The following is a 20,268-nucleotide window of genomic DNA, read 5'->3' as shown; positions in this document are numbered from 1 at the left end:
ACTTGATCCAGATCAAGAAGAACAGCGGATGCCCCTCTCAATGGAGGGGCTGCAGCGCGGCGCCACGCCCGTATTTCGCCAGATAAAACAGGAAAGTCAGGAAAAAAATGAACACACCATGCATGCGCGCCGCGGCGCTGGCCGTCTCCACGCTCATCGGCGCAAACGTTTGCGCCCAAAGCAATGTCACCATCTACGGCGTGGTCGACGCGGCCACCGCGTACGCGAGCAACCAGGGCGGCAATTCGAACACCTACATGCGCAGCGGTAACTTGTCCGCCAGCAAAATCGGTTTCCAGGGCGTGGAAGACCTGGGCGGCGACCTGAAGGCGCTGTTTCTGCTGGAAAACGGCTTTGAAAGCGATACGGGCGCGCAAAGTTCGGCCAGCGCCCTGTTCAACCGCCAGGCTTACGTGGGCTTGCAATCGAACGCCTACGGCAGCCTGACGGCCGGGCGCCAGTACACGCCGTACTACCTGCTCGTGGGTTCGCTGGCATCGAGCAACGTCTTGACGGGCGCCACCGGCGCACACCCGGGCGATATCGACGGCCTCGATACGACCGTGCGCATCAGCAATTCCCTGACCTACAGCATGCCCGCGTGGCGCGGCCTGCAAGCGAGCGCGCAATACGGCTTCGGCGAAGCGGCCGACGGCAATGCCGCGGGCAGCAGCTTCAGCGCCGCCGTCAAGTACAGCACCTCGCCGGCGGAATTCGCGCTCGGCTACCTGAAACTGAAAAATGGCCAAAACGGTACTGGCTGGAGCGACAAGGCTTCGGCCAGCTTCGGCATCTCGGCCATCAACCAGGGCTACGCCTCGGCCGACAGCATCGAATTCATCGCCGCCAGCGCCCGCTACACCATGGGCAAGTGGATGGTGGGCGCCAACGCCAGCAACGTGCAATACCAGGCGGGCAGCCATTCCACGTTCCGCGACACGGCCATCTTCAACACGGCCGGCCTGATCGCCAGCTACCAGTGGACGCCGCAGTGGTTCCTGAGCGCCGGCTACAGCGACACCTACGCCAGCCGCGCCAACGGCGTGTCGGACCGCGCGCGCTACCGCCAGCTGTCGTTCGAACAGAATTATGCGCTGTCCAAGCGCACGGCGATCTACCTGATCGAAGCGCGCCAGCTGGCGCGCGGCCAGACCCTGGGCCAGAACGGCGCCATCGTCGACGCCGTCGCCTCGGTCGGCGATTCGCAAAACGGCACGCCGTCGTCGAACGGCGGCCAGACGGTGGTGATGGTCGGTCTCAAGCATTCTTTCTGAACGGTTGCTGAACTCACGGGAGCTTCAATTGGACGCTACACACAACAAGGAGGGCCGCGGCCCCCTGAATCCCGGCCGCCGCATGGTGCTGGCCGGCTTGCTGTCGGCTTCGGCCGCGGCGCTGATCCCCTGGGCGCTGGCCGAGCCGGTCGCCAGTGCGGAGCAGGGCGCCTTCCTCGGCGTGTCGGCCATGCTGGTCGGGCGCCAGGTGCTCGATCCCGTGCTGGCCAGGCGCCTGTACGAGGCGCTGGTGGCGCAGGACGCCGCCTTCCCCGCGAATGTGCGCGCGCTGCTGGCTCTGATCAATGCGCAGGGCTTGCAGGCGGCCGGCCTGCAGGAAGCGCTCGATGCGCTCGACCCGGCCCAGTCGCCGCTGGCGGCCCTGCCGCGCCAGATCGCCAGCGCCTGGTACCTGGGCATCGTCGGCACGGGCGAAGCGGCCGTCTGCGTCGCCTACGAGCAGGCGCTGAACGCGGCCGTCGTGGCCGACGTCCTCAAGCCTCCCACGTATTCCTACGGCGCCTACGGCAGCTGGGCCAGAAAACCCATTTAAGGAGCCATCATGGCTGAAGCACTCTCCGCCGATTACCTCGTCATCGGCTCCGGCATCATAGGCTCTTTGGCCGCGCGCAAGCTGGCGCTGGCGGGCGCCTCGGTGCTGATCCTGGAAGCGGGTCCGCGCGTCTCGCGCGGCGAAATCGTCGCCCGTTTCCGCAACACGACGCGCCGCAGCGACTGGATGTCGCCGTATCCGTCCGTGGCCACGGCGCCGCACCCGATCTACCAGCCGAAGGATAACGGCTACCTGGTGCAGGCGGGGCCGTATCCGTATCCGGCCGAATACATCCGCCAGTTTGGCGGCACCTCGTGGCATTGGGCCGCGCAGGCGTGGCGCAACGTGCCGAACGATTTCCGCATCCACACCTTGTATGGCGTGGGCGTCGACTGGCCCATCAGCTATGAAGACCTGGAGCCGTTCTACCAGGAAGCGGAAGAGATCATGGGCGTCTCGGGTGCGGAGAACACGGGTTCGCCGCGCAGGCAGCCATTCCCGATGGACTCCGTGACGGAGCCGTACGCCATGCGCCGCATCCGCGAGCGCCTCGACCCGTCATTCAAGGTGGTCGGCAATACGGTGGCGCGCAACAGCGTCAGCTACGATGGCCGTCCGGCCTGCTGCGGCAACAACAGCTGCCAGCCGATCTGCCCCATCGACGCGCAATACCACGGCGGCATCGCCGCGCAGCAGGCGGAAGACGCGGGCGTCAGGATCGTCTGCAACGCCAATGTCTACAAGCTGGAACACGACGCGCAGGGCCGCATCACGGCCGCCCTGTACTACGACGTGGATAAAAAAAGTCACCGGGTCACGGCCAGGACCTTCATTCTGGCCGCCAACGGCATCGAAAGCCCCCGTTTGCTGCTCGTTTCCGCCACGGACAAGTACCCGAACGGCCTGGCCAACAGCAGCGACATGGTGGGCCGCAACCTGATGGACCACCCGAGCACCTCGATCACCTTCGACGCCGATGAAGACCTGTGGCTGGGCCGGGGTCCGCAAAGTCCCAATTCCATCAACACCATGCGCGACGGCGACTTCCGCAGCGAACACTCGCCGTACCGCCTGGATTTCACGAACATCTCGCGCGTTGATGGCGCGACCAGGGAGTTGATCGGCAAGGGCGTGTTTGGCGCCGAATTCGAACAGCAGCTGCGTTTCCGCTCGGCGCGCGAAATGAGCCTGAAAAACGTGCTGGAAGTGCTGCCGAACCCGGAAAACCGCATTGCCCTCAGCAGCGAGAAGGATGCCATGGGCATCCCCAAGCCGCAGGCGCATTATGCGATCGACGAGTACACGAAACGGGGCCACGAGCGCTCGAAGCAGGATTTCGAGCAGATCGCCAGGCTGATGGGCGGCACCAATCTGCGCCACAGCAAGGAAGGCGTGTTCGCCAACAACCAGCACATCTGCGGCACCCTGTCGATGGGTTCCGATCCGGCCAAGGCCGTGTGCGACCAGTGGGGCCGCACGTTTGATCATGCCAACCTGTTCCTGTGCAGCACCGGCGTGCTGCCCACGTCCGGCACCTGCAATTCGACGGAAAACGGCCTGGCCGTGGCGCTGCGCACCGTCAAACATATCCTCGACGAACAGCAGGGAGGAACGGCATGATGGCGACCTTCAGAATGGCGGCCGGCGCCGCCTTGCTGGCACTGGCCTTGCCCGTGCTGGCGGCGAACGCCCCTGGCGCCGACGTGCAGGCCATCGAACGTGGCCGCTACCTGGCGACGGCGGGCGACTGCATCGCCTGCCACAGCGTCCCTGGCGGCAAGCCGATGGCGGGCGGCCTGTCCCTGGCCACGCCGCTGGGGGCCATTGTCGCCACCAACATCACGCCCTCGACAACGCACGGCATCGGCAACTACACGCTCAAGCAGTTTTCCGACGCCGTGCGCCATGGCATGCGGGCCGACGGCGCGCACCTGTACCCGGCCATGCCCTACACGGCCTACGCCAAGGTGACGGATGACGACACGGCCGCCCTGTACGCCTACTTCATGCATGGCGTGGCGGCGGTGGACACGGCGCCGGCAAAGCAGACGGACTTGCCGTTCCCGTTCAACATCCGCCTGACGATGGCGGGCTGGAATTGGCTCTTCCTCGACAAGAAGCCGTTCGTGGCCGATGCGGCCAAGAGCATGGAGTGGAACCGCGGCGCCTACCTGGCGCAAGGGCTGGCCCACTGCAGCACCTGCCACACGCCGCGCAACGCGCTGATGGCCGAGCAGCTGTCGAAACAGCTGGGCGGCTTTGATCTGGGTACCTGGTTTGCGCCGAACATCACCTCGGACGCCAACAGCGGCATCGGCAGCTGGAGCCAGCAAGACCTGGTCGATTACCTGCGCACGGGCCGCGCCGCGCACCGGGGGCAGGCTGCCGGACCGATGGCCGAAGCCATCGACCATAGCCTGAGGCACCTGAGCGACGCGGATTTGGACGCCATCGCGCACTACATCAAGAGCGTGCCCGCCATCCGCGACAAGGCGGATACGAAACCGGTGACGCAATGGGGCCAGGCGGGCGATGAGCTCAATGCGATCCGCGGCGTGCCGCTGCCGCAAAACCTGAACAGGATGTCGGGCGCGCAGCTGTACGATGCGCAGTGCGCCAGCTGCCACCAGGCCAGGGGCGAGGGCAGTTTCGACGGCAGCCTGCCGCCGCTGTTCCACAACTCGGTGACGGGCCGCAGCAACAGCAACAACCTGGTGATGGCGATCCTCGATGGGGTGGAGCGGCAGGATGGCAAGGGTAATCATACTGCGGGACACCTGATGCCCGCCTTCCGCCAGACCCTGTCGGACGAGCAGATCGTCACCCTCGGCAATTACGTGCAGAAGATGTACGGCAATCCTGACGTCAAGGTGACGGCGCAGCAGGTGACGACCCTGCGCAACGGCGGCGCACCGTCGAACCTGATCGGCCTGGCCCGCGCCGGCATCATCGTCGGCGTGCTGGTGCTGCTGGCCTTGCTGCTGTGGTGGCGGGGACGGCGTCGCAAGGCGGCGTAAGCGTCCAACCGCAGCAAAGGCCGGGGCCAGACTGGAAAGTCTGGCCTTTTTTTTGCCCCAAAATTGCAACTGGTTTGCATATGTGGATCTTATGTACTATGATGAGTTACATGAGACGCGACAGCAAACTATCATCGATCCTCCATGTGCTGCTGCACATGGCCCACGCGGGACGCCCGATGACGTCCGGGGAACTCTCCGGCTGCCTGGACACCAACCCCGTGCTGGTGCGGCGCGTGATGGCCGGCTTGCGCGAACGCGGCTACGTGGCCTCGGTCAAGGGCCATGGCGGCGGCTGGCGCATCGTCTGCGATCTGCACCGCGTGACCCTGCAAGACATCTACGTGGCCGTCGGTTCGCCCACCATCTTCGCCATGGGCAACCGCGTCGACCAACCGGGCTGCCTGGTGGAGCAGGTGGTCAACCAGTCGCTGGCCGGCGCCTTCGATGAAGCCGAGGCGCTGCTGATCCGGCGCTTCGGCGCCGTCACCCTGGCCGACCTGGCCGAACGTTTCAGCCAACAAACCACTTTGCACCGAGGAGCACCCCATGCCCATTCCTGAATCGCCCGGCATTCCGTTCGACGCCATCATCGTCGGCGGCAGTTACGCCGGCCTGTCCGCCGCCACGCAACTGGCGCGCGCCCGCCGCCGCGTGCTGGTGATCGACGGCGGCCAGCGCCGCAACCGCTACGCCAGCCATTCCCACGGTTTCCTGACTCAAGACGGCAGCGGGACGGCCGCCATCGCCGCCCAGGGCAAGGCGCAGCTGCTGGCGTATGCCACCGTCACCTGGCTGGACGGCACGGCCGTGCAGGCGGCGGCCAGTCCCGATGGCGATGGCTTCGACGTGACCCTGGCGGACGGCAATGTCGCTCACGGCCGCCGCCTGGTGCTGGCCACCGGCGTGATCGATGAACTGCCGCCCGTCGATGGCTTGTCCCAGCGCTGGGGCGGCAGCGTCTTCCACTGCCCCTATTGCCACGGCTATGAACTGCAGCAGGGCGCCATCGGCGTGCTGGCCACCGGTCCCCTGTCGATGCACCATGCGCTGATGCTGCCCGACTGGGGCACGGTCACCTTCTTCCTGAATGGCGCGTTCGAGCCCGATGCGGCGCAGCTGGCGCAACTGGCCGCGCGCGGCGTGACGGTGCTGCGCACGCCCGTGGCGCGGATCGACGGCGTGGCGGACGTGGTCATGGCCGACGGCAGCCGCCATGCGATGGCCGGCCTGTTCGTGGCCACCCGCACCCGCCTGGCCAGCGCCCTGGCTGTGGAGCTGGGCTGCGCGCTGGAAGAGGGTGCCATGGGCCCGTTCGTGCGCACCGACGAGCAAAAAGCCAGCAGCGTGCCCGGCGTCTTTTGCTGCGGCGACGCGGGACGGATGGCCGGCAGCGTGGCGTTCGCGGTGGCCGACGGCGCCATGGCGGGCGTGGCGGCGCACCGCTCGCTGATGTTCGGGCTGGATCAGGCGGCAAAACCACCGTCGATCTTCAGCCCCGCGCCCGTGACGAAGGCCGCTTCGTCGCTGGCCAGGTAAGCCACCATGCCGGCGATTTCATCGGCCGTGCCGTGGCGGGGCAGTGCCATCAGGCCGTGCATCAGGTCGGCGAAGTCGCCTGTGGGCGGGTTCATGTCGGTGGCGACGGGGCCCGGTTCCACGTTGTTGATGGTGATGCCGCGCGGTCCCAGGTCGCGCGACAGGCCTTGCGTCAGGCCGCTCAGCGCCGATTTGCTCATCGCGTAGGCGGCCGCGCCGCCGAACGGCATGCGGTGCGCATTCGTGCTGCCGATGTTGATGATGCGCCCGCCCGTTGGCATGTGCGCCACGGCGGCCTTGATGGCCACGAACACGGCGCGCACGTTGACGGCAATCGTCTTGTCGAAGTCCGCCAGCGAAAAATCATCGATGGCGCCGGGCAGGAACACGCCCGCGTTGTTGACGAGGATATCGATACGGCCAAACTGCGCCGCCACCTTGGCGATGGCCGCCGTCAGGGCCGCGGCGTCGGCCGCATCGGCCTGCACGCCCAGCGCCTTGCCGCCGGCCGCTTCCACCTTGGCCGCGAGCGCCTGCGCTTCGGCGGCCGAGCTTTGATACGTGAAGACGACATTGGCGCCCTGGCTGGCCAGGCGGCGCACGATGGCCGCGCCGATGCCGCGCGAGCCGCCCGTCACAAAGGCGATCTTGTTCAGCAGTGACTGGGTATGGTTGCTTTGGGTTTGCATGATGGGCTTTCTGTGTGAGGAGTCGAGGAATTCAGTATCTATGTTTCATTCCTGCCGCGCTAGCCATGAATCGCTACAATCACTTTCAACTATAAATATCAAATGAGCGGGTAGAATAGGCGCATGGACGCCCTCAATCATTTGCAATCGTTTGTGCTGTCCGCCGAACTGGGCAGCTTTTCGGCGGCCGCGCGCCGCCTGGGGCTGACGCCGGCGGCCGTCAGCAAGAACGTGGCGCGGCTGGAAGCGAGCCTGGGATTGCGGCTGTTCCAGCGCAGCACGCGCCGCCTGACCCTGACGGAAGGGGGCGAGCGCTTCCTGCTGCAGGTCAAAGGCGCCCTGTCCACCTTGCGCGAGGCGATCGCCGGCGTGGCGGAAGAGGGCGGCCAGCCGGCCGGTATACTGAAAATCAGCATGGCGCCGTCGTTCGGGCGCAGCTACGTGGTGCCCTTGCTGGGCGAGTTCATCGGGCGCTATCCGGGCGTCATCCCCGACTGCCATTTCGACAACCGGCAAGTGGACTTGATCGGCGAGGGCTTTGATGTGGCCATCGGCGGCGGCATCGAGCTGACGCCCGGCGTGGTGGCCCGTGAACTGGGCCACGCCCTCGTCGTCGCCACGGCGTCGCCTGCCTTCATGCGAGGGAAACGCATGCCCGCCCATCCTTCGGATCTGGCGCAACTCGACGGCGTGGCGCGCCGCTCGGCCGGCAGCGGCAGATTGCGCAGCTGGATACTGCGCGACGGCTCGGGCGGCGAAGGCGTGGCCGAATGCCGGCCGCGCGCCATCTTCGACGACCCGGACGCGATGGCACAGGCAGCCATCATGGGCGTCGGCGTGGCGCTGCTGCCCATGCCGCACGCGCTGCCCCACTTGCGCAGCGGCGCGTTGATCCGCCTGCTGCCCGGCTGGCATGCCGATTCCGGCCCCCTGTCCGTGTACTATGCGAGCAAGAAGCTGCTGCCCGCAAAGACGCGCGTCTTCGTCGACTTTTTGCTGGAGCAGTTCCGCCAGCGCGATTTCGCCGCGCAGATGCGGCCCGATTAACCGATAGAGAATTCCCATGCATAGCAGTTACAGCCTGTTTTACAGCTTTGACGGCGATCAGCCGGCCCGTTTCCGGGAAGCGCGCGTCTTTGGCACGACCGTGTGGACGGCCGCCGGCGCGGCCATGACGTGGGGCGAGGAGACGCGCAAGGACTACGCCAGCGAAGCCGAGGCGCATGCCGCGTACGCCGCTCGGTGCCAGGCGGCGCTGGCCGATGGCTACGCGCTGGCGCGCACGAGCCTCATCGATCCGGCCGTATTCGATTTCGCGCAGCTGCAAACCCTGGTGGCGCACGCCGCGCGCCTGGCTGTCGATGCCGTGCGCCGTGCGCATCCCGAGCAGCACATCGACGCCTTCGCGCTGGTGAGCGACGACAGCGTCATGACCATCGGCCCCATGGCGAACAGCCGCGAAGCGCTGGCCGCCTCGGAATACGGCGAAGAGATGCTGTGGAACCCGGCCGAATGGGCGTTTGACGAAGGCGGCGCGTATTTCGACAGCGCCTACCGCTTGCTGCTGCAGGCGCACCGCGACTTGCCGTTCGACGTTGATTTCAACACCTTCCGCAGCGGCGTGTTCGATGCCTGCATCGCGGCGCTGGCGCAGCTCGACGCCGAAGGCTGTTTCGGCAGGGGCGCGCGGCGCGATCAAGCCGTGCTGCTGTTCGAGGTCAGCGACAGCGAGCCGGTGGAAGGCGCGCTGGCGAGTTTGAATCCGGCGGCGGTGGTGGCGCGTTACGAGGCGTGGATGGCCAGCTGGGCCGACTAGGTTCTACGCCGCCACAAGCCGCAACAACGTAATCTCCGCCGGCGCGCCGATGCGCTTGGGCGGACCCCAGTAACCGGTACCGCGGCTGACATAAATCCACAGGCGGCCTTGCCGGTGCAGGCCCGCCACGTAAGGCTGCTGCAGCGGCACGAACAGATTCCATGGCCAGAATTGTCCCCCGTGCGTGTGGCCCGACAATTGCAGGTCGTAGCCGGCCGCTTCCGCCTCGGGCGCGCTGCGCGGCTGGTGCGCCAGCAGGATGCGGGGGATATCGGCCGGCGCGCCGGCGATGGCGCCCTGCGGGTCGCTGCGTTGATCCGGATCGAAGGCGCCGGCATTGAAATCGGTGACGCCGGCCAGCGCCAGGCGCGCGCCGTCGTGTTCGAGCACAGCATGTTCGTTCATCAGCACGCGCAAGCCCAGGCGGCGGAATTCCGCCACCCACGGCGCGGTGCCCGAATAGTATTCGTGGTTACCCGTGACGAGGAAGACGCCGTGGCGCGCGCGCAGCCCGCCCAGCGGCGCCGTATGGCTGCCCAGTTGCGCCACCGTGCCGTCGACCACGTCGCCCGTGATGGCGATGAGGTCCGCCTGCAGGCCGTTGGCGCGCGCGACGATGGCGTCCACGTAGGCGCGCTTGATGGTGGCACCCACGTGGATGTCGCTCAATTGCACGATGCTGTAACCCTGCAGGGCGGCCGGCAGGCCGGTAATCGGCACCGTCACTTCGCGCACGCGCGCCACACGGCGGGCGTTGACGAAGCCAAGGACGGTGGCCAGCAGCGCCAGGGCGAGCGCCGCCACGGCCGAGGCCTGCGCATGCGGGCGGGCGGCGGGAACCAGCATCAGCAGTTCGCGCAGCACGGTGAGCACGAACAGCGAGGAAAAAAAGCCCATGCACAGCGAGCCGGCCCAGCTCAAACGGTCGGCCAGGCGCGCATCGTTGGTGACGGCGCGGGCGAAGATGGTCATCGGCATGAGCATGGTCGACGCCAGCAGGAGCAGCCCGCCCAGCAGCCAGCCGGCCAGGCCGACGGGCAGCACTGGCAGCAGCAGCCAGCCCAGCAGGGCATGCAGGGCGCCCAGTATCATGGTGATGCGCAGCAGCGGCGTGCGGGTTTTCATGTGATGGTTCCAATGGTGGGGCGCCCGGCGCGGCGGATGCGATGCGGCGCCATCGCCGGCCGCCGATTATAGCCGACGCCCCGGCAACAGGCAGCCGGCCACCCCGCTCATGCTGCGCTCATGGCGTGATATGCAGCCCCAGCATTGCCAGCTTGCCGAAATCGACAGGCTTGGCGAAGTGTTCGTTGAATCCGGCCTGCAGGGCCGCCTGGCGGTCGTGTTCCTGGCCATAGCCGGTCAGCGCCACGAGCTGGAATTGCTGCGGTATCGGCAGCTGACGCAGTTTGCCGGCCACGTCGTAGCCGCTCATGTCGGGCAGGCCGATGTCGAGAAAGACGATGTCGGGCTTGAATTCCAGCGTGCGCTCGGTCGCCTGCGCGCCCGTGTAGGCCGTGCGCACCGTGTGGCCGTACATTTCCAGCAGCTCGGCCAGGGTGTCGGCCGCATCGCAGTTGTCGTCGACGACGAGGATGCGCTGGCTGCCGCCGCTGGCCGCCTCGGGTGCCGGCGCGGCGGCCGGCACTGGCACGTTGGCGTCGAGGGGCAGGATCACTTCGAAGGTGCTGCCCAGCCCCACGCCGGGGCTGTGCACGCTGACCTGGCCGCCGTGCAAGGTCACCAGGGTGCGCACCAGCGACAGGCCGATGCCCAGGCCGTCCTGCACCCGGTCGGGCGAATGGCCGCTCTGCTCGAACAGGCCGAAGATGCTGTCGATGCTGGCGGCGGCGATGCCGATGCCGTTGTCGCTCAGGCGGATGCGCACATTGTCGTCTTCGCGCGCGGCGGAAATCGCGATGCGTCCGCCCGGCGCCGTGAACTTGGCCGCGTTGAGCAGCAGGTTGGCGACGATCTGCGACAGGCGCACGGCGTCGCCGCAGACCCACAGTTCTTCCTTGGGCAGATGCACGTCGAGCGCATGGCCGCGCGCCTCGATGCTGTGCGAACTCGTTTCCAGCGCGCTGCGGATGACGCTGGGCAGGCTCACGCTTTCCCACTGCAGCGAGATCTTGCCCTGCGAAATGCGCGACACGTCGAGCAGGTCGTCCACCAGGCGCACCAGGTGGTCCGTGTGGCGGCCGATGGTGCGGCGCGCATTGTCCTGCACGGCCGGCACGACGGGATCGAGCTTGCACAACAGGGCCAGCGCCGTGCGGATGGGGCCCAGCGGATTGCGCAATTCGTGGGCCAGGGTGGCCAGGAATTCATCCTTGCGGCGGTCCACGTCGCGCAGCGCGCGCTCGACCCGGCCCAGGCGCAGCAGCGCCTTGACGTTGGCGATCAGTTCATCGGCCTCGATCGGCTCGACCAGGTAATTGTCGGCGCCGCCATCGAGGGCGCGGATCTTGTCGGCCGTGCCGATGCACGATGCCGACGTCTGCAGCACCAGAATGGTGTTCGTCTCGGCGCCGCCCTTCAGTTGGCGGCACACTTCCAGGCCGTTGATGTCGGGCAGCTTGACGTCGAGCAGGATCAGGTTCGGGCGGTCCTGGCGGGCGCGCAGCAGCGCGTCGCCGCCGTTCAAGGCTTCGATGACCTTGAAGCCGGCGCGTTTGAGGATGCGCGACTTGGCGTAGCGTGCGCCATCGCTGTCATCGACGTTCAGGATCAGAGCATCGCTGTTGTTATCCGGTAGCATGCGCATTGTCCCATGTGGTTGTGCCTTGCGGCGGAACCGGCTCTTGCCGGTGGTGTTGGTTGCCGATCAGCGCGCGCAGGGTCGCCAGCAATTGCTGGCGCGACAGCGGCTTGACGTAATAGGCGTCGGCGCCCAGGGCCAGGCCCTTGCGCACGTCGTCGATCTCGGTGGCGACGATGACGGGCACCTGGCGCCGCAGCGGGTCGTTTTTCAGTTCGGCCAGCCAGTGCCAGGCCGTTTCGCCGTGCAGCAGGATGTCGAGGATGACGGCGGCGGGGCGCTGCTGTTCCCAACGTTCCTGCGCCTCGCGCACGCTGCGCGCGGGGACGACGCGAAATTCGCTGCCGGCCAAGAATTTTTCATACAGCAGGCGCACGGGCGGATTGTCTTCCACCACCAGCACGCCGATGCGCTGGTCGTTGCCATTGTCGTTGGCGGGCGCGCTCGGCGGCAGGCTGCCCTCGGGCGCATGGTAGCTGGCGGGCAGGACGACGGAAAACAGCGAACCGTGGCCTGGCGTGCTGTCCACGGACACCGTGCCATTGAGCAGGGTGGCCAGGTTGCGGCACAGGGGCAGGCCCAGGCCCGTGCCCTTGACCTTGCGCTGCATGTGGTTTTCCACCTGGCTGAATTCCTCGAAGATCAGCTGCACGTCTTCGGCATCGATGCCCAGGCCCGTGTCGGAGACGGAAAAGCGGATGGCGTCCTGCTCCGGCAAGGGCGTGGCGCTGACGACGATGGCCCCGGCCTCGGTGAACTTGAGGGCGTTGGAGATGAAGTTGCGCAGGATTTGCGACAGCTTGCCTTCATCCGTATGGATCTGCAGCGCCGGATCGGGATCGATGAAGGTGAGCGTGAGCGTATCGGACACCAGCAGCGGGCGCAGCATGCCGCGCAGGGCGCTGAACAGGTCGGCCACCTGGAAGCTGTTGGCATGCACGTCGACCTTGCCCGCCTCGATCTTGGCCAGGTCCAGCAAGTCGTTTACCAGGTCGCTCAGGCTGACGGCGCTTTGCAGGATGAACAGCACCTGCTTTTCCTGTTCCTCCGACAGCTCGCCGTCGATGCGGTCGAGCAGCAGCTTGGACAGGGCGCGGATGGAGCTGAGCGGCGTGCGGAATTCATGGCTCATGTTTGACAGGAAGCGCGATTTCATCTGGTCGGCGCGGCGCAGGTGGTCGGCTTTTTCATCGAGTTCCGCGAACAGCGCCACCACGCCCCGGTTGGTGTCTTCCAGCTCGCGCGTCAGCTGCAGCAGGTCTTCCTGCCGCGTCTTCAATTCGGCCAGGGTGCTCATGAGTTCGCGGTTCTGCTGCTGCACCTCGGACAGCGTGATATCCGATGGCAGCGCCTGCAGGCTGCCGGACAGGGTGCCGATGCTTTGCCCGTCGAGCAGGGGCGCGTCGCGCGGGAACAGCTTGTGCAGCGTGATCTGCGTGCCGTCGCCGGGCGCGCTGTGGATATGGCAGCGGTCCATCAGGCGCTGCGCGCCCAGGATGCCCAGGCCCATGCCCGTGGGCGAGCGGTAGGTGCCGGCCAGTATCCGGTCCAGCTGCGCGATGCCGGGGCCCTGGTCCTCGATGCGGATGCTGAGCACCTGCGGCGCCGTCTGGCCATCGATGGCGAAATGCACCTTGCCGCTGCCCGCGTAGTTGTAGACGTTGCGCGCCAGCTCCGACACGGCCGTGGCGATGCGCACCTGGTCCTGCACGCCGAAACCGCACAGGGCGGCGATCTGCCGCGCGCGCTGGCGCGCCCCCACCACATCGAGTTCGCTGCCGATATGGGCCGTCAATATGCGTTGCGTCATGCCGCACCTGTCCCTTCTGCCGTTACAGCTTGATGTTCCTCATGTTCGCGCAGCACCACCACCGTGACGTCGTCGCGCCCGCGCGAAAAATCGCGGTACAGCACGGCGGCGATGAGGCTGGGGTGGCATTGCGCCAGGCCAGGATACTGTTCCAGGTCCCAGCGCGTGTGCAGGCCGTCCGAGTGCATGATCAGGGTCGTGCCCAGCTGCCAGGGATAGCAGAATTCCTGCACCTTGCGCAGATTGCTGCCGACGATGCCGTTATGCGACAGCAGATGCCGGCGCTGCTGCGTGTCGAAGGCGCAGGCGGCGATGTTGCCCACGCCGGCATAGCGCAGTTCGCGGCGCGCGCTGTCGATGTGCGCCACGGCCAGCGCCGCGCCGCGCGTGGTGCGCAGCGCGCCGTGGGCCAGTTCGATGAAGGGGGCGGGCAGGGGCGGCAAACCGGGCGTGTCGTGTTCCAGCAGGGCGCTGGCGCGTTCCGACGCGCGCGCCGCCAGCGGGCCGTGGCCCAGGCCATCGGCCACCATCAGGCTCAGTTCATGGCCTTCGCACACGACGTTCCAGGCGTCGCCGCACACCTGTTCCGAGGCCAGCGGCAGGCACACGGCGCCGATGCGCCAGTTCGGGTGGGCGGGGATGGCGCTGCTGGCATGCTGGCCCCAGACCACGACCATCAGCACCGTGCCCTTGCCGGGCGCCGTGTGCAGGTCGAATTCCTGGCCCAGGCGGCGTATCGCGCCCAGTCCCACGCCGTAGGTGCCCGTGGTGGAATGGCCGTCCTGCATGTGCTGGCGCACGTTGGACATGCCGGGACCGTTGTCGATGGCCAGCACCTCGATGCCGCTGGTGCCGCCGCGCAGCACCTTGCGCAGCAGGATCTCGCCGCGCTGCGCATGCTTGACGATGTTGGTGGCCGCTTCGCTGATGATGATGGCCAGCTGGCCCGTGCGCACGTCGTCGAAGCCGATGCGGCGCGCCAGTTCGTTGCCGGCGCGGCGGGCCGCGGCGATCTCGCTCGGTTCGCCGATGGGAAAACTTCTTTGCCTGAGAATGTCAGGCTGTGGTTCCTGGTGGTTCAAAACAGCTTCCATTTCGCGATGGTGACGGTGGTGCCCGCGCCGGGCGCCGTGTCGATGTGAAATGCGTCGGCCAGGCGCTTGGCGCCGCCCAGCCCCAGTCCCAGTCCGCCGCCGCTGGTGTAGCCATCGGTCAGCGCCAGGGGTATATCGTCGATGCCCGGTCCCGCGTCGACAAAGCGCAGTTCCAGTCCCTGGCGCGCGCCATCGCAGACGCGGGCGATGCGCGCTTCGCCGCCGCCGCCGTAGCGCAGGGTGTTGCGCGCCAGTTCGCTGGCCGCCGTGATGATCTTGGTCTGTTCGATCAGGCCAAAACCCATGGCGACCATGCTGTCGCGCACCTGCTTGCGCAAGCGCACGACGTCTTCGTCACTGTGCAGGGGCAGGATCTGCTGCACACCGGCCTGCGCCCACTCCTGTGCCTGCGCGCCTAGCACGGCACCCCCGTCATGCGCCGCTCCGTTCCAGCAGCTTGATGCCCCGCTCCACGTTGAGCGCCGTGCTCACCCCTTCCAGGGTCAGCCCCAGTTCCACCAATGTGATGGCGACGGCCGGCTGCATGCCGACGACGACGGTGCGGGCGCCGAGGATTTTCGCCATCGCCGCCGTGTTGCTGATCATGCGGCCGATGAAGGAGTCGACGATGTCGAGCGCGGAAATGTCGATCAGCACGCCCGTGGCGCGGTCCGTCACGATGCGGGAGGTCAGGTCGTCCTGCAGGGTCATCGCCAGGCGGTCATGCATGTCCACCTGGATCGTCACCAGCAGCAGCCGGCCCATGCGTAAAATGGGGATTCTTTCCATAGGCGCCTCAGTGTTGTTGCTGCTGGTAGGTGATGCTGGAACCCGTGCGCTTCAGGGCCACGACGAAGGCGTCGGCCAGGGTGGCCTTGGTCATCACGTCTTCCAGGTTGACGCCCAGGTGCACGATGGTTTGCGCGATCTGCGGGCGGATGCCGCTGATGATGCAGTCGGCGCCCATCAGGCGCGCCGCGGCGATGGTCTTCAGCAGGTGCTGCGCCACCAGCGTGTCGACGGTGGGCACGCCCGTGATGTCGATGATGGCGATCAGGGCGCCCGTGTCGACGATCTTTTGCAGCAGGCTTTCCATCACCACTTGCGTGCGGGCGCTGTCGAGGGTGCCGATCAGGGGCAGGGCCAGCACGTTTTGCCACAGCTGCACCACGGGCGTGGACAGTTCCAGCAATTCCTGCTGCTGGCGCAAGATCACCTGTTCGCGCGCCTTCTGGTAGATGGCGATGGTCAGCAGGCCCAGCTCGTCGAACAATTTGCTGGTGCTGACGATGGCGTCGCCCAGTTGCTCCGGCTGCGCCGTGATTGCCTTGCGCAGGTAGGCGAACAGCGGTTCCTTGAGGGCGAACATGAAGCTGGCCGTGTCGATCGGCGAATAGCCCTGGCGCACGCGCGACTGCGATATTTCGGCGAGCAGCTGGCGCGTGTCGTCCCAGGCGCCGCCTTCGATGTCGAACGAGTCGCCGCTTTCCAGCGCGCCCGCCAGCAGCGGCAAAAATTGCGATGCCTGCTGGCGCAGCTCGTTTTCGGCGATCTTGTCGCGCCGCACCAGGCGGGCGATCAGGCCGGCCATCCAGCCGTCCAGCAGTTCCGTGTGGTGCTCGTTGATGATGCCGGCCAGTTGCTGCGCCTGGCCCATGCCCGTCTTGATGTTCATACTGATCCTTCGCTGGAGTGGAGGGTGCGGCACGGCCGCAAACGGGCCCGCGCTGAGATGAATAAATTATAGGCAGACATGGCCGTGGCTTGTGTTCTGTGCCGCACATAGTGGCGCATGTCGATGCACATTCCTGCCGGAAACATTGACGTCTTCACCTGGACCATTAAAGATGTATATGGTTTGCATGTTTAAGCGGATTCCGCTACACTGGCAGCACTCAACAAGAGAATCACGCCATGAATATCGACAAATTCAAACAGCAGCACCTGGCCATCCTGGCCGCCATCGATGACTTGCGCCGGCTGGCGCGCGGCGGTGTCGCCGCGCAGGCGCAGGCCATCGCCGAACAGATCGTCGCCATGAGCGGCTTGATCAAGCTGCACCTGGCCGTCGAGCAGCGCTACCTGTATCCGGCCGCGCAGGCGTCCGGCGTGGCCAGGGTGGCCCAGCTGGGCCGCCGGTACGAACACGAGATGCACGGCATCGCCGGCGCCTACCTCGATTTCGCCGGCCGCTGGAATACGCCCGTGCGCCTGGCCGCCGAGCCGGAAGCCTTCCGCAGCGAAGCCAATACCGTGCTGCACGCGCTGTTCCAGCGCATGCGCCGCGAAGACCACGAGTTATACCCGGCCGTTGAAACACTGGCCTGAAACCGCTTACTAATAGATACAGGAGTTTTACATGCTGACCCCAGAACAACGCGCCATCATCACGGCCACCGTCCCCATCCTCGAGCAGGGCGGCGAAGCGCTGACGCGCCATTTCTACAAGAATCTGTTCCGCGACCATCCCGAGGTGCTGCCGTACTTTAACCAGGCGCACCAGCACAGCGGCGACCAGCAGCGCGCGCTGGCCAATGGCGTGCTGATGTACGCCAAGCATATCGACCAGCTGGAAGCGCTGGGCGACCTGGTGGCCACCATCGTCAACAAGCACGTGGCCCTGCAGATCCGCGCCGAGCACTATCCGCTGGTGGGTGGCAGCCTGCTGCAGGCGATCCGCGAAGTGCTGGGCGAAGAGGTCGCCAGCGACGCCGTCATCGGCGCCTGGGGCGCGGCCTACGGCCAGCTGGCCGACATCCTGGCCGGCGAGGAAGGGCGCATCTACAAGGCGCAAGTGGCCGCACCGGGCGGCTGGAGCGGCGCGCGCGACTTCACCGTGCGCGGCAAGACGGTGGAAAGCGGCGAGATCACGTCCTTCCTGCTGGCGCCCGCCGACGGCCAGCCTGTGCTCGACTTTGCGCCAGGCCAGTACATCGGCGTGCTGGTCACGGTCGACGGCGTGCCCATGCGCCGCCAGTACTCCTTGTCGGCCGCCAGCAATGGACAGACCTACCGCATCAGCGTCAAGCGCGAAGAGGGCGGCAAGGTGTCGAATTTCTTCCATGACCACGTGCAGGCGGGCGATACCGTGCAGCTGACGCCGCCCTCGGGCGACTTCGTGCTGACCGAGAGCGACAAGCCGCTGGTGCTGATCAGCGGCGGCGTGGGCATCACGCCGACCCTGGCCATGCTGACGGCGGCCCTGCGCGGCAAGCGTCCCGTGCATTTCATCCACGCGGCGCGCCACCACGGCGTGCATGCGTTCCGCGCGCAGATCGACGCACTGGCCGCGCGGCACCCGCAGCTGCAGCGCTATTACTGCTACGCGGAACATGCAGGTGAGCAAGACGCCCCGGACGCCGTCGGCTTGCTGGATAAAGAGCGGCTCGGTCACTGGCTGCCTGAATCGCGCGACGTCGATGCCTATTTCCTGGGGCCGCAGCCGTTCATGCGGGCCGTCAAGCGATACCTGCGCGAACTGGGCGTGCCGGAACGGCAGACGCACCATGAATTCTTCGGACCGGCTGCCGCGCTGAACTGACCTTGTCGGCCTGGTGTTGCTCCGGCGAGAAAAAAACGCCGCCGTAAGGGGCGGGTAAGCCTCGCACCGTATCGTGAATGCAAGCTCGACAATAAAAGAGCAGGTTTTTACATATAACGGAGGCAACACATGCATGACGATCTGGTGCAACAAATCAAGCGCGATCCCAGCTACCATCAGCTGGTCAAGGTGCGCTCGCGCTTCGGCTGGGCTCTGACGGGCCTGATGATGCTGGTGTATTACGGCTACATCCTGCTCATCGCTTTCGACAAGGAATTTCTTGCCGCCAAAACGGGCGCGGGCGTGATGACATGGGGCATGCCGATCGGCCTGTTCGTCATCGTGTTTACCGTGGTCATCACGGGTATCTACGTGCGCCGCGCCAACAAGCAATTCGACGACCTGACCAGCGCGATCCAGGCACGGGTGCAGGCATGAGCGCCGCCAAGCATGCGCTGCGCGGCGTGGCCAGCCTGAGCGCGCTGGCCTTGCTGGGTGCCAGCAATGCCGCGTTCGCGGCCGGCGCCGACCTGGGCCAGGCGGTCAAGCAGCCCACCAACTGGACGGCCATCATCATGTTCGCCGTCTTCGTCATCTTCACCCTGTTCGTCACCAAGTGGGCGGCCAAGAAGACCAAGTCGGCCTCCGATTTCTACACGGCCGGCGGCGGCATCACGGGCTTCCAGAATGGCCTGGCCATCGCGGGCGACTATATGTCGGCCGCATCGTTTCTTGGCATTTCCGCCGCCGTCTTTTTGAACGGTTATGACGGCCTGATCTACGCCATCGGCTTTCTCGTCGGCTGGCCCGTCATCACCTTTTTGATGGCCGAGCGCCTGCGCAACCTGGGCCGCTACACCTTTGCCGACGTGGCCGCCTACCGCTTCAAGCAGGCGCCGATCCGCATTTTCTCGGCCTCCGGCACTCTCGTCGTCGTGGCGTTTTACCTGATCGCGCAGATGGTGGGCGCGGGCCAGCTGATCAAGCTGCTGTTCGGCCTCGAATACTGGATCGCCGTCGTCCTGGTCGGTACCTTGATGATGATCTACGTGCTGTTCGGCGGCATGACGGCCACCACCTGGGTGCAGATCATCAAGGCAGTGATGCTGCTGGGCGGCGCCACCTTCATGGCCGTGGCCGTGCTGGCGCAGTTCAACTTCAGCCCGGAAGCGCTGTTCGCCAAGTCGGTGGACGTGCATGCCACCAAGGAAGCCATCATGGGCCCCGGTTCCTTCATCAAGGACCCGATCTCGGCCATCTCGTTCGGCATGGCGCTGATGTTCGGCACGGCCGGCCTGCCGCACATCCTGATGCGTTTCTTCACGGTGCCGAGCGCCAAGGAAGCGCGCAAGTCCGTGTTCTGGGCCACCACCTGGATCGCCTATTTCTACATTCTGACCTTCATCATCGGCTTTGGCGCCATCGTGCTGGTGAGCACCAATCCCGAGTTCAAGGACGCTGCCGGTAAATTGTTAGGCGGTAACAACATGGCGGCCGTGCACCTGGCCAAGGCCGTGGGCGGCAACGTCTTCCTCGGCTTCATGTCGGCGGTCGCGTTCGCCACCATCCTGGCCGTCGTGGCCGGTTTGACCCTGTCGGGCGCGTCGGCCGTGTCGCACGACCTGTATGCCACCGTCATCAAGAAGGGCAAGGCCACGGGCGCCAACGAGTTGAAGGTGTCGCGCGTGACGACCATCGTGCTGGGCATCATCGCCGTGGTGCTGGGTATTGCGTTCGAGAAGCAGAATATCGCCTTCATGGTCTCGCTGGCCTTCGCCATTGCCGCCTCGGCCAACTTCCCCGTGCTGTTCATGTCGGTGCTGTGGAAAGACTGCACCACGCGGGGCGCCACCATCGGCGGTTTCCTGGGCTTGACCACGGCCGTGGCGCTGACGGTGGTGTCGAAGTCCGTGTGGGTCGACGTGCTCGGTCATGGCGAAGCGTTGTTCCCGTACGCTTCGCCGGCGCTGTTCTCGATGACGGCGGGCTTCGTCGGCATCTGGCTGTTCTCGGTGCTCGACAAGAGCCCGCGCGCGCGCATCGACCGTGCAGGCTATGAAGCGCAGCAAATGCGTTCGGAAACGGGCATCGGCGCGGCAGGCGCCAGCGCACATTGATGTTGTAGGTAATTACTGCAGCAAACAATGCCCGGTTCGCCGGGCATTGTTGTTTTT

The 20,268-nt window shown here is 66.2% G+C and carries 20 protein-coding genes; 12 read left to right on the top strand and 8 right to left on the bottom strand.

The genetic code is table 11. The features are described 5' to 3' along the window. Nucleotides 1-107 precede the first annotated feature (107 nt). From AC0V2Y_RS20615 to AC0V2Y_RS20590, 6 genes are all read left to right on the top strand, one after another. On the top strand, nt 108-1,274 hold the full coding sequence (locus tag AC0V2Y_RS20615) for a porin (protein WP_475414939.1): 1,167 nt from the start codon (nt 108-110) through the stop codon (nt 1,272-1,274). A gap of 28 nt (nt 1,275-1,302) precedes the next feature. Continuing rightward, nucleotides 1,303-1,827, top strand: coding sequence for a sugar dehydrogenase complex small subunit (locus AC0V2Y_RS20610; protein WP_475414940.1), 525 nt, complete (start codon nt 1,303-1,305; stop codon nt 1,825-1,827). A gap of 9 nt (nt 1,828-1,836) precedes the next feature. Then, nucleotides 1,837-3,447, top strand: a complete 1,611-nt coding sequence (locus AC0V2Y_RS20605; RefSeq protein WP_475414941.1) for a GMC family oxidoreductase — start codon at nt 1,837-1,839, stop codon at nt 3,445-3,447. Beyond that, a complete protein-coding gene (locus tag AC0V2Y_RS20600; RefSeq protein WP_475414942.1) occupies nt 3,444-4,844 on the top strand; it encodes a c-type cytochrome in 1,401 nt (466 codons plus the stop codon). The genes AC0V2Y_RS20605 and AC0V2Y_RS20600 overlap by 4 nt, the downstream gene beginning before the upstream one ends. 110 nt (nt 4,845-4,954) lie before the next feature. Beyond that, on the top strand, nt 4,955-5,407 hold the full coding sequence (locus AC0V2Y_RS20595) for an RrF2 family transcriptional regulator (RefSeq protein WP_475414943.1): 453 nt from the start codon (nt 4,955-4,957) through the stop codon (nt 5,405-5,407). Continuing rightward, nucleotides 5,394-6,383: an NAD(P)/FAD-dependent oxidoreductase gene (locus AC0V2Y_RS20590; protein ID WP_475414944.1), complete on the top strand. Its 990-nt coding sequence runs from the start codon at nt 5,394-5,396 to the stop codon at nt 6,381-6,383. Before AC0V2Y_RS20595 ends, AC0V2Y_RS20590 begins: the two co-directional genes overlap by 14 nt. Here AC0V2Y_RS20590 and AC0V2Y_RS20585 read toward each other — a convergent pair. Next, on the bottom strand, nt 6,311-7,072 hold the full coding sequence (locus AC0V2Y_RS20585) for an SDR family oxidoreductase (protein WP_475414945.1): 762 nt from the start codon (nt 7,070-7,072) through the stop codon (nt 6,311-6,313). The two genes, AC0V2Y_RS20590 and AC0V2Y_RS20585, sit on opposite strands and share 73 nt — an antisense overlap. A gap of 123 nt (nt 7,073-7,195) precedes the next feature. Here AC0V2Y_RS20585 and AC0V2Y_RS20580 point away from each other — a divergent pair, with 123 nt between their 5' ends. After that, a complete protein-coding gene (locus AC0V2Y_RS20580) occupies nt 7,196-8,119 on the top strand; it encodes a LysR family transcriptional regulator (RefSeq protein ID WP_475414946.1) in 924 nt (307 codons plus the stop codon). 16 nt (nt 8,120-8,135) lie between these two features. Next, entirely contained in the window at nt 8,136-8,888 is a 753-nt protein-coding gene (locus AC0V2Y_RS20575) for a DUF4303 domain-containing protein (protein WP_475414947.1), read from the top strand. Nucleotides 8,889-8,891: 3 nt separating this feature from the next. Here the strand turns inward: AC0V2Y_RS20575 and AC0V2Y_RS20570 are convergent, their stop codons facing one another. From AC0V2Y_RS20570 to AC0V2Y_RS20540, 7 genes are all read right to left on the bottom strand, one after another. Beyond that, nucleotides 8,892-10,013: a metallophosphoesterase gene (locus tag AC0V2Y_RS20570; RefSeq protein ID WP_475414948.1), complete on the bottom strand. Its 1,122-nt coding sequence runs from the start codon at nt 10,011-10,013 to the stop codon at nt 8,892-8,894. 118 nt (nt 10,014-10,131) lie between these two features. Then, a complete protein-coding gene (locus tag AC0V2Y_RS20565) occupies nt 10,132-11,649 on the bottom strand; it encodes an ATP-binding response regulator (protein WP_475414949.1) in 1,518 nt (505 codons plus the stop codon). Then, nucleotides 11,636-13,459 carry an ATP-binding protein gene (locus AC0V2Y_RS20560; protein WP_475414950.1) on the bottom strand — a complete coding sequence of 608 codons (1,824 nt, stop codon included), beginning with the start codon at nt 13,457-13,459 and terminating at the stop codon, nt 11,636-11,638. Before AC0V2Y_RS20560 ends, AC0V2Y_RS20565 begins: the two co-directional genes overlap by 14 nt. Then, nucleotides 13,456-14,541: an ATP-binding SpoIIE family protein phosphatase gene (locus tag AC0V2Y_RS20555; protein WP_475414951.1), complete on the bottom strand. Its 1,086-nt coding sequence runs from the start codon at nt 14,539-14,541 to the stop codon at nt 13,456-13,458. The genes AC0V2Y_RS20560 and AC0V2Y_RS20555 overlap by 4 nt, the downstream gene beginning before the upstream one ends. Continuing rightward, nucleotides 14,538-14,975: an ATP-binding protein gene (locus AC0V2Y_RS20550; protein WP_475414952.1), complete on the bottom strand. Its 438-nt coding sequence runs from the start codon at nt 14,973-14,975 to the stop codon at nt 14,538-14,540. Before AC0V2Y_RS20550 ends, AC0V2Y_RS20555 begins: the two co-directional genes overlap by 4 nt. Nucleotides 14,976-14,985: 10 nt before the next feature. After that, on the bottom strand, nt 14,986-15,342 hold the full coding sequence (locus AC0V2Y_RS20545) for an STAS domain-containing protein (RefSeq protein ID WP_475414953.1): 357 nt from the start codon (nt 15,340-15,342) through the stop codon (nt 14,986-14,988). A gap of 7 nt (nt 15,343-15,349) precedes the next feature. Continuing rightward, nucleotides 15,350-16,228 (bottom strand): STAS domain-containing protein, encoded by an 879-nt coding sequence (locus AC0V2Y_RS20540; RefSeq protein ID WP_475414954.1) that lies wholly within the window; start codon nt 16,226-16,228, stop codon nt 15,350-15,352. A gap of 239 nt (nt 16,229-16,467) precedes the next feature. On the opposite strand from AC0V2Y_RS20540, the gene AC0V2Y_RS20535 reads away from it, so the two are divergent. From AC0V2Y_RS20535 to AC0V2Y_RS20520, 4 genes are all read left to right on the top strand, one after another. Further along, nucleotides 16,468-16,881 (top strand): hemerythrin domain-containing protein, encoded by a 414-nt coding sequence (locus tag AC0V2Y_RS20535; protein ID WP_475414955.1) that lies wholly within the window; start codon nt 16,468-16,470, stop codon nt 16,879-16,881. 31 nt (nt 16,882-16,912) lie between these two features. Beyond that, nucleotides 16,913-18,094, top strand: a complete 1,182-nt coding sequence (gene hmpA / locus AC0V2Y_RS20530) for an NO-inducible flavohemoprotein (protein ID WP_475414956.1) — start codon at nt 16,913-16,915, stop codon at nt 18,092-18,094. A 129-nt stretch (nt 18,095-18,223) separates the two neighbouring features. Further along, entirely contained in the window at nt 18,224-18,532 is a 309-nt protein-coding gene (locus AC0V2Y_RS20525) for a DUF485 domain-containing protein (protein WP_086139238.1), read from the top strand. Further along, nucleotides 18,529-20,211: a cation acetate symporter gene (locus AC0V2Y_RS20520; protein WP_475414957.1), complete on the top strand. Its 1,683-nt coding sequence runs from the start codon at nt 18,529-18,531 to the stop codon at nt 20,209-20,211. The genes AC0V2Y_RS20525 and AC0V2Y_RS20520 overlap by 4 nt, the downstream gene beginning before the upstream one ends. Nucleotides 20,212-20,268 lie beyond the last annotated feature (57 nt).

This window comes from Janthinobacterium sp. BHSEK, assembly GCF_056174685.1.
This window is presented reverse-complemented; position numbering and strand designations above follow the sequence as displayed.

Coding starts and splice junctions, on each gene's coding strand:
- AC0V2Y_RS20615 (WP_475414939.1), top strand. CDS start 108: ATGAACACACCATGCATGCGCGCCGCGGCGCTGGCCGTCTCCACGCTC.
- AC0V2Y_RS20605 (WP_475414941.1), top strand. CDS start 1,837: ATGGCTGAAGCACTCTCCGCCGATTACCTCGTCATCGGCTCCGGCATC.
- AC0V2Y_RS20600 (WP_475414942.1), top strand. CDS start 3,444: ATGATGGCGACCTTCAGAATGGCGGCCGGCGCCGCCTTGCTGGCACTG.
- AC0V2Y_RS20595 (WP_475414943.1), top strand. CDS start 4,955: ATGAGACGCGACAGCAAACTATCATCGATCCTCCATGTGCTGCTGCAC.
- AC0V2Y_RS20590 (WP_475414944.1), top strand. CDS start 5,394: ATGCCCATTCCTGAATCGCCCGGCATTCCGTTCGACGCCATCATCGTC.
- AC0V2Y_RS20585 (WP_475414945.1), bottom strand. CDS start 7,072: ATGCAAACCCAAAGCAACCATACCCAGTCACTGCTGAACAAGATCGCC.
- AC0V2Y_RS20580 (WP_475414946.1), top strand. CDS start 7,196: ATGGACGCCCTCAATCATTTGCAATCGTTTGTGCTGTCCGCCGAACTG.
- AC0V2Y_RS20575 (WP_475414947.1), top strand. CDS start 8,136: ATGCATAGCAGTTACAGCCTGTTTTACAGCTTTGACGGCGATCAGCCG.
- AC0V2Y_RS20570 (WP_475414948.1), bottom strand. CDS start 10,013: ATGAAAACCCGCACGCCGCTGCTGCGCATCACCATGATACTGGGCGCC.
- AC0V2Y_RS20565 (WP_475414949.1), bottom strand. CDS start 11,649: ATGCTACCGGATAACAACAGCGATGCTCTGATCCTGAACGTCGATGAC.
- AC0V2Y_RS20560 (WP_475414950.1), bottom strand. CDS start 13,459: ATGACGCAACGCATATTGACGGCCCATATCGGCAGCGAACTCGATGTG.
- AC0V2Y_RS20545 (WP_475414953.1), bottom strand. CDS start 15,342: ATGGAAAGAATCCCCATTTTACGCATGGGCCGGCTGCTGCTGGTGACG.
- AC0V2Y_RS20540 (WP_475414954.1), bottom strand. CDS start 16,228: ATGAACATCAAGACGGGCATGGGCCAGGCGCAGCAACTGGCCGGCATC.
- AC0V2Y_RS20535 (WP_475414955.1), top strand. CDS start 16,468: ATGAATATCGACAAATTCAAACAGCAGCACCTGGCCATCCTGGCCGCC.
- hmpA (WP_475414956.1), top strand. CDS start 16,913: ATGCTGACCCCAGAACAACGCGCCATCATCACGGCCACCGTCCCCATC.
- AC0V2Y_RS20525 (WP_086139238.1), top strand. CDS start 18,224: ATGCATGACGATCTGGTGCAACAAATCAAGCGCGATCCCAGCTACCAT.
- AC0V2Y_RS20520 (WP_475414957.1), top strand. CDS start 18,529: ATGAGCGCCGCCAAGCATGCGCTGCGCGGCGTGGCCAGCCTGAGCGCG.